Origin of the sequence: Pseudomonas sp. LAMO17WK12:I5, assembly GCF_900215165.1 — a bacterium.
GTDB classification, from domain to species: Bacteria; Pseudomonadota; Gammaproteobacteria; order Pseudomonadales; family Pseudomonadaceae; genus Aquipseudomonas; species Aquipseudomonas putida_A.
Map to the genome: position 1 here is coordinate 41,831 of NZ_OBDS01000001.1, position 12,429 is coordinate 54,259.

The window sequence follows — 12,429 nt, forward strand, 5'->3', positions numbered from 1 at the left end:
GTCTTCAGGTCGCGAAGCATGACCTAATCTGGTGCATAACGGCAGCGATTACTTGAGGCTACCTGAGAGGAATTGCTGCAAGCGCTCGGATTGCGGATTGACCAGCACTTCGCGCGGGTTGCCGCTCTCTTCCACGACACCTTTGTGCAGGAACACCAACTGGTTCGACACTTCACGGGCGAAACCCATTTCGTGCGTGACCACAACCATGGTGCGGCCTTCCTGAGCGAGGGCCTGCATGACTTTGAGCACGTCGCCGACCAGTTCCGGGTCGAGCGCCGAAGTCGGTTCGTCGAACAGCATCACTTCCGGCTCCATCGCCAGCGCACGGGCAATCGCCACACGCTGCTGCTCGCCACCGGACATGTGCCCCGGGAACGCATCTTTACGATGGGCCACGCCAACCTTGTTCAGGTAGTGCTCGGCTTTCTCGCGCGCTTCAGCCTTGGACACGCCCAGCACGTGGACCGGCGCTTCCATGATGTTTTCCAGCGCAGTCATGTGCGACCACAGGTTGAAATGCTGGAACACCATCGACAGGCGCGAACGCATGCGCTGCAGCTGTTTCGGATCAGCGGCTTTCAGCGCGCCGTCCTTGTTCGCTACCAGTTTCAACTCTTCGTTGTTGAGCAGGATCTTGCCCGCGTGCGGCTGCTCAAGCAGGTTGATGCAGCGCAGGAAAGTACTTTTGCCGGAGCCACTGGAGCCGATGATGCTGATCACATCGCCGGCTGCCGCCTTCAGGGACACGCCCTTGAGCACTTCGTGACTGCCATAGCGTTTATGCAGGTCTTGGACTTCAAGTTTGTACATGCGGTCGGTTCTCACAAAAACAGTCAGTCAGTCGTTGAGCAAGCGCCCGTGACGCAGCGCTTCGCGCCCCGCCACCTTGGCCAGCCAGAAACCGGGTTGGGCATAGCGCAGCCGTTCAATGGCAAACAGCACCCCGGACGTACCAGCACACACCGTGCTGACCCGATCGGACACAGGGTCGATCACTTCGAAAATCTCATCCCCGGCGTCAACCCACTCGCCGGGTTTACGCAGAAAACTCACCACACCGGGGTGCGGCGCCAACAGTAATTCAGTGCCTTCGAACGGCATGCCTTCGCACGGCTCGCTGGCCGGCTTCGGCCACTCGCCCGTGATCAGGCCTTGCTCGGCGAGGAATGCCAGAATGCCTTCGGCCCACGCCACCGCATCCGCGCGGTCGGTATTGGCCTGACCGCCGAGCTCGACGGTGGTCGCCAGGCACGCCAGAGGGATCTGCGCGTCCGGGAACTGCCGCGACAGTCGCAACCACGGCAACGAGCATGCTTCATCGAAGGAGCTGCCGCCGGAATCTTCCGCGAGCAAACCGACCTTCACATTCAGATGTGCGGCCAGCGAACGCCACTGCGGCCAGTGCTGCGGCAGTGCATACATGTGCAGCGCGGCTTCAGCGTCGCAGTGCAAGTCGAGCACCACATCGGCAGTGCAGGCGTGGCTGAGCAAAATGCGCTGCATGCCTTGCAACTGGCTATTCGCCTCGGGCAACGCCGCCAGATGATCCGCCATGGCCTGGCGGATCAGGCGAATGTTGGCGTGCGGATCGTCACCGAGGCTGTCAGCCAGTGCCGCCGCCACCGGTGCGCTCAGCTCGACGAAATCGCGGTTGAAATTCTTGCCGCTGCCCGCCTCGAAACGCCCCTGATGATTGCCTTGCAGCAACTGGCCGAGGCCCAGCGGGTTGGCGACCGGCACCAGCTCGATCACACCGTTGAGCAGGCCTTGGGCTTCGAGTTCGCCGAGGCGCTTTTTCAGCTCCCAGGCGGTGCGCATGCCCGGCAGTTCGTCAGCGTGCAGGCTGGCCTGGATGTAGGCCTTGCGCTCGCCGCTGCCGAAGCGGAAGACCGAAATCTTGCGCTCGCTGCCCAGATGGCTCCACGGCAATACGTGGTCGATGCGTTCCATATCAGTGCTTCCGTGGGGCCAGATAGCTCAGCCAGCGACGCTCGGCCAGCTTGAACAGGCGCACCAGAATAAAGGTCAGGCACAGGTAGAACACGCCGGCGGTGATGTACGCCTCGAACGGCAGGTAGTACTGCGCGTTGACGGTACGGGCCGCGCCAGTGATGTCGATCAGGGTCACGATGGACGCCAGACTGGTGGTCTGCAGCATCATGATCACTTCGTTGCTGTACTGCGGCAGCGCCCGACGCAGGGCCGATGGCAGCAGGATGCGCTTGTACAGTTTGAAGCGCGACATGCCCATGGCCTTGGCGGCTTCGATCTCGCCGTTCGGCGTGGCCTTGAGGCTGCCGGCGATGATCTCGGCGGTGTAGGCGCTGGTGTTGATCGCGAAAGCCAGGCACGCACAGAACGTCGCGCTGGACAGCCACGGCCACAAGAAGCTTTCACGTACCGCTTCGAATTGCGCCAGACCGTAGTAGATCAAAAACAGCTGCACCAGCATCGGCGTGCCGCGGATCACGTAGGTGTAGAGCCACGCGGCGCCGTTGACGATCGGGTTCTTCGAGACGCGCATCAGGCCCAGCGGCAGTGCCGCCAACAGACCGAACAGCAGCGACAGCGCGAGCAATTTGAGGGTGGTCAGCAGGCCGCCGAGGTACAGCGGCATGGCCTCCCAAATGACGTTGTAGTCGAAGATCATAGATCAGCCGCCCTTACGCCTACCGAGTAGCGCTTCTCAAGGTGACGCAGCGCCAGCAACGAGACACTGGTGATCACCAGGTACATCGCCGCCACTGCGAGGAAGAAGGTGAAAGGCTCGCGGGTGGCATCTGCCGCCTGCTTGGCCTTGAACATCATGTCTTGCAGACCGACCACCGAAATCAGCGCAGTGGCCTTGGTCAGCACCAGCCAGTTGTTGGTGAAGCCGGGAATCGCCAGGCGAATCATCTGCGGCACCATCACCCGGAAGAACACCTGAAAACTGCTCATGCCGTACGCCATGCCCGCTTCGGCCTGGCCCTTGGGGATCGCCATGAACGCACCACGGAACGTCTCGGACAGGTACGCACCGAAGATGAAACCGAGGGTGCCGATACCGGCGGCCAGCGGGTTCAGGTCGATGTAGTCGTCATAGCCGAGCATCGGCGCAACGCGGTTGAGCAAATCCTGGCCGCCGTAGAAGATCAGCAGGATCAGCACCAGGTCGGGAATCCCGCGGATCACCGTGGAATACAGATCGCCCAGCCACGCCAGCCAGCGAATCGGCGACAGGCGCAAAGCGACCCCGATCAGCCCGAGAACGATGGCCAGGGCCATGGACGACAAGGCGAGCTGAAGCGTCAGCCATGCGCCATCGAGGATGACAGCCCCGTAGCCTTTCAACATGATTCAGGTCCTCGAAAGTTGGGATGAAAAAATGGCGCAAACCGCAGAGATCCTGTTGCTTGCGCCATTTCTGACTTGTCGCAGAGACGTGTTACTTGCCGTAGATATCGAAGGCGAAGTACTTGTCCTGGATGGCTTTGTATTTACCGTTTTCACGGATGGCCGCAATCGCAGCGTTGATCTTGTCTTTCAGCGCGTCGCCCTTGCGCACTGCGATGCCTACGCCGTCGCCGAAGTATTTGACGTCGGTGAACTGCGGGCCAACGAAGGCGAAGCCTTTGCCGGAATCAGTGTTCAGGAAGCCGTCTTGCAGCAGGGTGGCGTCAGCCACAGTACCGTCGAGGCGACCGGCGGCCACGTCGAGGTAGATTTCGTTCTGCGAACCATATGGCTTGATCTCGGCACCCAGCGGGGCCAGGACTTCGCGAGCGAAACGCTCGTGGATCGAACCACGTTGCACGCCGATGTTCTTGCCTTTGAGCTCAGACAGGTTGTCGCTGACAACGGTGCCTTGCTTCATGACCAGACGGGCCGGGGTGTTGTAATACTTGTTGGTGAAGTCCACGGACTTCTTGCGGTCTTCGGTGATAGACATCGACGACAGGATCGCGTCGATCTTGCGCACTTTCAGTGCCGGGATCAGACCGTCGAACTCTTGCTCGACCCACTGGCACTTGACCTTCATCTCTTCACACAGGGCGTTGCCGATGTCGTAGTCGAAACCGACGATGCTGCCATCCGGCGCTTTCGAAGCGAACGGAGGGTAAGCCGCTTCGATACCGATCTTCAGAGGTTTTTCATCAGCGAAGGAATTCAGCGACAGCACGGACAGTGCCAGGGCGCCAAGCAGCACAAGTTTCTTCATCTTGGGACTCCATCGGTAAAGGGCAAAAACGGCAGAGTGAGCGACAGCCCAATATGCGAATGGGTGAATCGGGAAAGCGGTGCAGCATCGGTGGGAAATTTCCCATTGAAACCCTCGGGGTTTCAACGTCAGCCACGATGAGCGAGTGATCGGCATTCTAACGACAGGCCCGAAGCCGATATTTCTTCAATGCGACAACTAATTACAGATGCACAGAGAAACCCGCTTGAGCACATTGACAGCCTTGCAAATTCATGCAAGAGCGAAAGACAGTGAACCGATCTATGCTGCAAATTGCGGGCCTATTATTCGCAAACCCTTCTAATCCGGCAAGCGCAGCGTTGTGTCTTATTTTTCACCGGGGGTTTTGAGGCTCTAAAACGGGGCATTGCGTTTCCCTTCGCCCCGCTGCGGGGCGGGCGGTTACACATTTGGTTACTCGGGCAGGCATGGGTAACAGCGGGAAATGGCTTGCACAGGAAATCGATAATTATTGGTTGGATGTGTTGGGTTTCTGACAGGGGATTACTGCGGCATCTGACAGATTGCCTTCGCGAGCAAGCCCGCTCCCACAGGTTGATCGCATTCTGTCTGAAAGAATGCAGGCCCACCGTGGGAGCGAGCTTGCTCGCGAAGGGGCCAGCCCTGCCACCCCAAAAACCTCCAGACACAAAAAAACCCCACCCGGCATCACCGGACAGGGCTTTTCAATGCATCAGACAGGCTTAAGCCACATTCATCGTCTTGTGCGTATCAATCAAATGCTGCACCACACCCGGATCCGCCAGGGTCGAGATATCCCCCAACCCATCGTACTCAGCCGTAGCAATCTTGCGCAGAATCCGCCGCATGATCTTGCCCGAACGGGTCTTCGGCAGCCCCGGCGCCCACTGGATCACGTCCGGCGAAGCGATCGGGCCGATCTCTTTGCGCACCCAGTTCTTCAGTTCCAGACGCAGTTGCTCGCTCGGCTCTTCACCATTCTTCAAGGTGACATAGACATAAATGCCCTGCCCCTTGATGTCATGCGGCACACCGACCACCGCCGCTTCGGCGACTTTCGGGTGGGCGACCATCGCGCTTTCGATCTCGGCGGTGCCCATGCGGTGGCCGGAGACGTTGAGCACGTCGTCCACGCGCCCGGTGATCCAGTAGTAACCATCGGCATCACGCCGCGCACCGTCACCGGTGAAGTACATGCCACGGAAAGTCTTGAAGTAGGTGTCGACGAAGCGGTCATGGTCGCCATACAGCGTGCGCGCCTGACCCGGCCACGAATCGAGAATCACCAGATTGCCCTCGGCCTCGCCCTCGATGATGTTGCCGAGGTTGTCGACCAGCGCCGGCACCACACCGAAGAACGGACGTGCCGCCGACCCCGGCTTCAGTGCATGCGCCCCCGGCAGTGGGCTCATCATGTTGCCGCCGGTTTCGGTCTGCCACCAGGTATCAACGATCGGGCAACGCGACTTGCCGACATTCTTGTAGTACCAGTCCCAGGCTTCCGGGTTGATCGGCTCGCCGACCGAACCGAGCAGACGCAGGCTGCTGCCATCCGCGCCTTCAACGGCGGCGGTGCCGGACGCCATCATCGCGCGGATCGCGGTCGGCGCTGTGTAGAGGATGTTGACCTTGTGCTTGTCGACGATCTTCGCCACCCGGGTGATGTCCGGGTAGTTCGGCACGCCTTCGAACAGCAGCGTGGTCGCGCCATTGGCCAGCGGGCCGTAGACGATGTAGCTGTGGCCGGTGACCCAGCCGACGTCGGCGGTGCACCAGTAGATTTCGCCCGGACGGTAGTCGAACACACGCTCGTGGGTCATCGCCGCGTACAGCAGATAACCGCCGGTGGTGTGCTGCACGCCCTTCGGTTTGCCGGTCGAGCCAGAGGTATAAAGGATGAACAGCGCTTCTTCGGCGCCCATCTCTTTTGGCGCGCAGACGGTGCCCGCCACTTTCATCAGGTCTTCGTACCAGATGTCGCGATGCTGGTTCCACTTGATGTCGCCACCGGTGCGCTTACACACGATGACTTTCTGGATGCTGCTGGTTTCCGGGTTGGTCAGCGCGTCGTCGACGTTGGCCTTCAGCGAGATCTTCTTGCCGGCACGGATGCCTTCGTCAGCGGTGATGACCACTTTCGATTTGCAGTCGATGATCCGCCCCGCCAGCGCCTCCGGCGAGAAACCACCGAACACCACCGAATGAATCGCGCCGATCCGGGTGCAGGCCAGCATGGCGACCACGGCTTCAGGGATCATCGGCATATAGATAGTCACCACGTCGCCGCGGTGCACGTCCTGACCACGCAGGGCGTTGGCCAGTTTGCACACTTGCTCGTGCAGTTCGCGGTAGGTGATGTTACGGCTTTCGGAAGGATCGTCGCCTTCCCAGATGATTGCGACTTGGTCGCCGCGCTCGGCCAGATGACGGTCGAGGCAGTTGTAGGAAACGTTCAGGGTGCCGTCGGCGAACCATTTGATGTCGACATGGTGATCGTCGAAGGAAGTCTGCTTCACCGTGGTGAAAGGCTTGATCCAGTCGAGGCGCTTGGCTTGCTCGCGCCAGAAACCGTCAGGGTTGACGACCGACTGCTGGTACATGGCTTTGTAGGTCGCCTCGTCAGTCAGCGTATTGGCCAGAACCTCGGGACGAACGGGATACAGAGAAGCCGCACTCATCTTTCTTACCTCGGTGGAATAGTTGTTTTTGTATGACCCCGTTGTAGCCGGGCCGGGCCCATAGAACCATTCGACGATGGTAGTAACAAGCCCCTACAAAACATCCAGTTACCCCTGACGCAAGCCCTACGCTGCTTGTTCCAATACCCCACAACCCCTGTGGGAGCTGGCTTGCCAGCGATTCAGGCGACTCGGATATTCAGGCAAAACGCATCACCGGCAAACCTGGCCCCAAGCAATTTCGACCGATTGTTACCAAAACCGCGAAAAGTGTTTATCAAAACCCCACCTGTTTACCCCCACCCCACCTCCCTAAAATCCATCTCGCCGACAAGGCAAACGCGATTAACAACGTTACAGCCCCCACGAAGGCCGTTAATCCAGCTCTCAAGTAATAACTGCAAATGATGAAGTTCCACACGCAACCCTAAAAAGGTTGCGTGACCCCACTCGACCTCAAAAAGGTAAATCTGAAATGAAAGCTTTATTGGTTCTGGCCCTCAGCAGTCTGTGCGCAACCGCCATGGCAGACGAGGTCCCGACTGATGTCGCACAGCAACAACCGGTGATCGAGGAATACACTTACTCCACTCACCTGGACATCGCCAAAGTTGTATCGATGAGCGAAGTGCCGAATGTCTGCGAAGTGGTACCGGCCAAAATGGAGTACGACGACTCCAAGGGTCAGCGCCATATCCTGCGTTACAGCGTCATGGGTAATGGCTGCACCAATTGATGATTGAGACTGCACCGAATCGGACCGCTCAGCGCCTCATTTGAGGGTCGATTCCAGCCCGGCTTCGGTCGGGCTCAGTTGTGTCTGGAGTCGTCAAAAATGCTTGCAAAACACTAGATGTAGTAAAAAACCGGTTTTTTTGTTCGTTTTTTGAGCAAATCCACAATCGCGAGATTTTTACGAAAAAAAATCTATCCCCGGCAAAGCCCTGTAAACCCGCACTCTCATCGAAAAACCACCCTCCTCGACCGCTCCATGCGCGGATTCGCCTCAGCACAGCCGTGTTTTTTTCCCTATAATGCCGCCCTAATCGGGTCAGCAATATTCCCTTACAGGGAGCAAAAGCCATTCTGAAGCCCCGCAGCAGCGTCAACGCTGATCTGCGCCCGTCAGAGGCTCTCGGAAACCCGTACAAAATTCTGTTTTATTGCCTGCCTTGGCTGCCGCAAAAAACGATTCCTTAAGATCCAACGCGGTCTGTACGACCGTGTGAAAAACCAACCAATCAGGTTTCACACGGGGCGACAGGCCCTCACGCAGGAGACGACACGTCATGCTGAGCTGGGACGAATTCGACAAAGAAGACAGTGAAGTAGCAACCGTGAAAGGCGCCAACGCCGGCCACGCTACTGAAGCCAACATGGACCGCCTCGACAGCGCCGGCGGTGCCGCAGCGCTGGAAGCCCGCGCCGTGACCGCCGACGACTCGGCCGCCGTGGCCCGCGCCAAGGCTGCACTGGATTCCCTCGACGTCGCCGAAGGCCTCGCCGAACTCGAAGGCGCCTCCGCCCGTGTCGCCGTTGACGAAAAGCGCATGATCAACTGCCGCGCCGACCTCAACCAACTCGTACCCTTCAAGTACGACTGGGCTTGGCAGAAGTACCTGGACGGTTGCGCAAACCACTGGATGCCGCAAGAAGTCAACATGACCGCCGACATCGCCCTCTGGAAAAACCCGGAAGGCCTGACCGACGACGAGCGCCGCATCGTGATGCGCAACCTCGGCTTCTTCTCCACCGCCGACTCCCTGGTTGCCAACAACCTGGTCCTGGCCGTGTACCGCCTGATCACCAACCCGGAATGCCGCCAGTACATCCTGCGCCAGGCGTTTGAAGAGGCGATCCACACCCACGCCTACCAGTACTGCATCGAATCGCTGGCCATGGATGAAGGCGAGATCTTCAACATGTACCACGAGATCCCATCGGTCGCCAAAAAGGCAGCCTGGGGCCTGAAATACACCCGTTCGATCTCCGATCCGAAGTTCGAAACCGGCACCCCGGACACCGACAAAGAACTGCTGCGCAACCTGATCGCCTACTACTGCGTTCTGGAAGGCATCTTCTTCTACTGCGGCTTCACCCAGATCCTCTCCATGGGCCGCCGCAACAAAATGACCGGCGTCGCCGAGCAGTTCCAGTACATCCTGCGCGACGAATCCATGCACCTGAACTTCGGCATCGACGTGATCAACCAGATCAAAATCGAAAACCCACACCTGTGGGATGCCGAGATGAAGGAAGAAGCGACCCAAATGATCCTGCAGGGTACGCAGCTGGAAATCGAATACGCCCGCGACACCATGCCTCGCGGCGTACTGGGCATGAACGCGGCGATGATGGAGGACTACCTGAAGTTCATCGCTAACCGTCGTTTGTCGCAGATCGGTTTGAAAGAAGAGTACCCAGGGACCACTAACCCGTTCCCTTGGATGAGCGAGATTATGGACTTGAAGAAAGAGAAGAATTTCTTTGAGACTCGCGTGATCGAATACCAAACTGGTGGTGCGTTGAGCTGGGACTAATGGTCTCGCTCGCCACGATTTGACGATTGCTGCTTGAGTCGCCAAGTCGAGAAAGCAAAAGCCCCGATCTGATCGGGGCTTTTTTATGGACGATTGGTAATCGTTTTTTACGCCTACGTCACAGCGCTCAATCTCCTACAGCACTTACAGCCGCGTCCCATTGAAGGCCGCTACAAGCACTACTAAGCTCTATCGCAGGTGCCTAAGAAACGCCCAACGTAGAAAGCTTGGTCAGTGACACAGACGTGTGATTCGTCGGTGACAACTGCTCTGCTCGTTGGGATTTCTTAAGTCCGCTCTACGTTGGGGTCAGGCCCTCCCAAAATCTAACGTAGAGGTCATAGATATGTCTGATCCGCTCCCGGTAATAGTGTTCTCTCGCCACAACCTTTCTCTCCATGCCCTTTTATTAGAAAACCAGCCTTGGTTCTCCGCTCGCGATGTCGGCCGCTTGATGGGTTTCCATCTGAATGATCGGGTGGTCAACAAGCTAGATAGCGATCAGCGCCGCGTCATGTGGATTGAGTACTTTCGAGAACCAGAACAGCATCTGATGCTCAGTGAGTCCGGGGTGTACGCGCTGCTGGTCTATCACTACGTTCCGGGTAATCGGTTGTTGCGGGAATGGCTGACCAATGAGGTGGTGCCGACATTGCGCGATGCTGCGGATTCAGGAGATTCGAATCGGCCAATGTTGAGCTTGTTGGATTGGCCGGAGATGTCTTTGAGTTTGCTGCATTGGCAGGATGAGGGCTGGATTCGGCTTCGGGATATGCCTTACCTGTTAAATGATCAAAATCTACGACGAGCTTCTCTAGAGAAACCCTGGTGGCGGAGGGTTACGCAGGTGTTTCAGTCCTCGAAGCACTCGATGGGCTAGGGAGAGGTTTGTAGGATTGCGCGGGATCCGTCGCTGTTTTCTGTAGGAATTTTCGTAGACAGCAGTAATGGCCACTCAGTATCGTCCGAGGGTTTTCAACCCTCGGCGACTGTATGGATACGAAAAAGGAACAAAAAGGCTGGACCGATGAAGAATTGGAAGCCTCTGTCGATGCCTATCTCTCGATTCAAGTGAGATATCCAAACGATGAAAAATTCAACAAGTCTGCGGAGCACAAGCATCTGCAGGACGGTGTACTTGCTAATCGCAATACCAAGTCGATCGACTATCGCCTGCAGAACATCTCGGCATTGTTTGATGAGCTGGGGCTGAAGACGATTGTTCACTACAAACCAAAAGTTAACCTTGGTTCAGGTATCACTGCGCGCCTAACCAAAATTTTAGAGTCAAAAGGTATTCTGACTCGGAGTATCGGCTCTCCTTCTGACGAGGCTGCAATTCGCAATCGCCACATAAAGCCCACTAGAACACCGAACTTCGTAAGCGAACCGGAAAATGATGCACCGCCTCAACAAGGGGTGACCATAACCAAATACTTTGTTCGAAACTCCAAAATCAAAGGTTGGATTCTCGATAACGCTAAGGGTATCTGCGAAGGCTGCGGGCAACCGGCTCCGTTCGAAATGGATGGAGAGCCATATCTTGAAGTTCATCACGTTAAGCATTTGGCACAGCAGGGTAGAGATCGCAAAAGCAACACAGTTGCACTGTGTCCGAATTGCCATAGACGCTGCCACCATTCTAGCGATCGGAAGGAATTCACAGATTCGCTTTATCAAAAAGTGAAGCGACTGAAGCGCGAGTAACTGGTTTATATGGAACCTGTAGCGAGGGGATTCATCCCCGATCGACTGCAAAGCGATCGCCAAACTAACACTTCCTGACGATCGCTTTTTAATGGCTTGGGTCAGCTCCGCTGCCCATCGGGGATAAATCCCCTCACCACAATTGAGATGTGTTGCTGCAAAGTGGGTATCTGGCAGCAGGACTGAGTTGATGCCCGGGATCGCCAGCAGGCTGGCTCCCACAGATTCCGCATCATCTTGAAAACAATCAGTGCAACCCGCCGCGCCTCCCGCTATTAATACCCCTCCCCCACTCAAGGATCCGAGCCCCGCCATGAAATTCGATCTCGCCTACTGCCTCAGCCTCGACGACAAGTTGTCGATCTATGACGTTCGCGATCTCAATTTCGATGAGACGGTGGCGTTCGATTCTGCGAAGGAACACTTCCAGTGCCCCAACGATGCCTGTCGTTCGGCGTTTGATGCCTCAAACGAGTTGGGCACCTTCAACGCCAAGAACGTGAATTACGTGCGCACGCCGCACTTCAAGAATCTGCCCACGACGCAGCATGTGGCGGGTTGTCCCTATGTGAGTTTGAAGGCGTCGGCGTCGGGGGTTGAGGCGGCGGATGGCGAGGTGGATGACGCTCGCGAGGAACATTTCCCATCGGAGTTGTTGCTGACGCGACGTGAGTATGTGCGCAAGCCTGCTGCGCCGGCGGGGGCGGCGGATGTGTTGCGGGATGATCCGGTGCGGGTGGCGCAGGTGAGTTCCAGGGAGTCGCCGGGGCGTGAGACGGCGCCGGACAAGACCAGTGTGTTTGCGCATCCGGTGGAGTGTTTTGTGTCGAACTTCGCCGACAAGGAGTTGCTCAAGCGCATGCCGTTGAAGATCGGCGAGCACACGGCGCCTTATGGCTCGTTCTTCAAGAAGATCGAGTATCTGACGGACAACAAGGGGCTGATTTACTGGGGCAAGATCAAGGAGATCAAGGATTACACCCAGAGTTTTCGCATCGATTTCGAGCAGAAAGTCTGGTTCAAGCAGGCGGATGAGGCGAAGAAGAAGCCGTATTCGGTGAACGTGTACTTGAGCAAGAAGTTGATCGACAACTACCGCAAGCGCAAGGCGTTTCTGGAAGAGATCAAGCACGCGATCGATAGCGACAAGGAGTTGTTCTGTTTCTTCTATGGCGTGACGCCGGAGTTGAAGCAGGTGCCTAGCAAGAAGAACCCCGAACAGACGTTCGGGGTGTTCAGTGCCAACATCGAGAACCTGGATCACTTCATTGTGCGGGAAGCGCCGGGGTTGGCGTGA

11 protein-coding genes are annotated in these 12,429 nt (G+C 57.3%); 5 read left to right on the forward strand and 6 right to left on the reverse strand.

What is annotated here, in order from left to right; translation table 11 throughout:
- Positions 1 to 48 precede the first annotated feature (48 nt).
- The 6 genes from CRO59_RS00215 to acs form a co-directional block, all read right to left on the reverse strand.
- Positions 49 to 813: an ABC transporter ATP-binding protein gene (locus CRO59_RS00215; RefSeq protein WP_003227281.1), complete on the reverse strand. Its 765-nt coding sequence runs from the start codon at positions 811 to 813 to the stop codon at positions 49 to 51.
- A 27-nt stretch (positions 814 to 840) separates the two neighbouring features.
- Positions 841 to 1,953, reverse strand: coding sequence for a M14 family metallopeptidase (locus tag CRO59_RS00220; protein ID WP_097085834.1), 1,113 nt, complete (start codon positions 1,951 to 1,953; stop codon positions 841 to 843).
- A gap of 1 nt (position 1,954) precedes the next feature.
- Positions 1,955 to 2,653 (reverse strand): ABC transporter permease, encoded by a 699-nt coding sequence (locus tag CRO59_RS00225; protein ID WP_097085837.1) that lies wholly within the window; start codon positions 2,651 to 2,653, stop codon positions 1,955 to 1,957.
- Positions 2,650 to 3,339 (reverse strand): ABC transporter permease, encoded by a 690-nt coding sequence (locus CRO59_RS00230; protein WP_003227287.1) that lies wholly within the window; start codon positions 3,337 to 3,339, stop codon positions 2,650 to 2,652. The genes CRO59_RS00225 and CRO59_RS00230 overlap by 4 nt, the downstream gene beginning before the upstream one ends.
- Before the next feature lie 91 nt (positions 3,340 to 3,430).
- Positions 3,431 to 4,204, reverse strand: coding sequence for an ABC transporter substrate-binding protein (locus CRO59_RS00235; RefSeq protein WP_027612633.1), 774 nt, complete (start codon positions 4,202 to 4,204; stop codon positions 3,431 to 3,433).
- A gap of 725 nt (positions 4,205 to 4,929) precedes the next feature.
- Complete coding sequence (gene acs / locus CRO59_RS00240) at positions 4,930 to 6,885, reverse strand: acetate--CoA ligase (protein WP_007963105.1); 1,956 nt, start codon at positions 6,883 to 6,885, stop codon at positions 4,930 to 4,932.
- 475 nt (positions 6,886 to 7,360) lie between these two features.
- On the opposite strand from acs, the gene CRO59_RS00245 reads away from it, so the two are divergent.
- The 5 genes from CRO59_RS00245 (at position 7,361) to CRO59_RS00265 (ending at position 12,429) form a co-directional block, all read left to right on the forward strand.
- Positions 7,361 to 7,621, forward strand: a complete 261-nt coding sequence (locus tag CRO59_RS00245) for a DUF2790 domain-containing protein (protein WP_027612631.1) — start codon at positions 7,361 to 7,363, stop codon at positions 7,619 to 7,621.
- A gap of 553 nt (positions 7,622 to 8,174) precedes the next feature.
- Positions 8,175 to 9,425, forward strand: a complete 1,251-nt coding sequence (locus tag CRO59_RS00250) for a ribonucleotide-diphosphate reductase subunit beta (RefSeq protein ID WP_003227292.1) — start codon at positions 8,175 to 8,177, stop codon at positions 9,423 to 9,425.
- Between the two features lie 346 nt (positions 9,426 to 9,771).
- The gene (locus tag CRO59_RS00255; protein ID WP_097085839.1) at positions 9,772 to 10,305 is read left to right on the forward strand and encodes a Bro-N domain-containing protein; all 534 of its coding nucleotides are present in this window, start codon (positions 9,772 to 9,774) and stop codon (positions 10,303 to 10,305) included.
- 113 nt (positions 10,306 to 10,418) lie between these two features.
- Complete coding sequence (locus tag CRO59_RS00260) at positions 10,419 to 11,132, forward strand: HNH endonuclease (RefSeq protein ID WP_097085841.1); 714 nt, start codon at positions 10,419 to 10,421, stop codon at positions 11,130 to 11,132.
- A gap of 313 nt (positions 11,133 to 11,445) precedes the next feature.
- Positions 11,446 to 12,429, forward strand: coding sequence for a hypothetical protein (locus CRO59_RS00265; protein WP_097085842.1), 984 nt, complete (start codon positions 11,446 to 11,448; stop codon positions 12,427 to 12,429).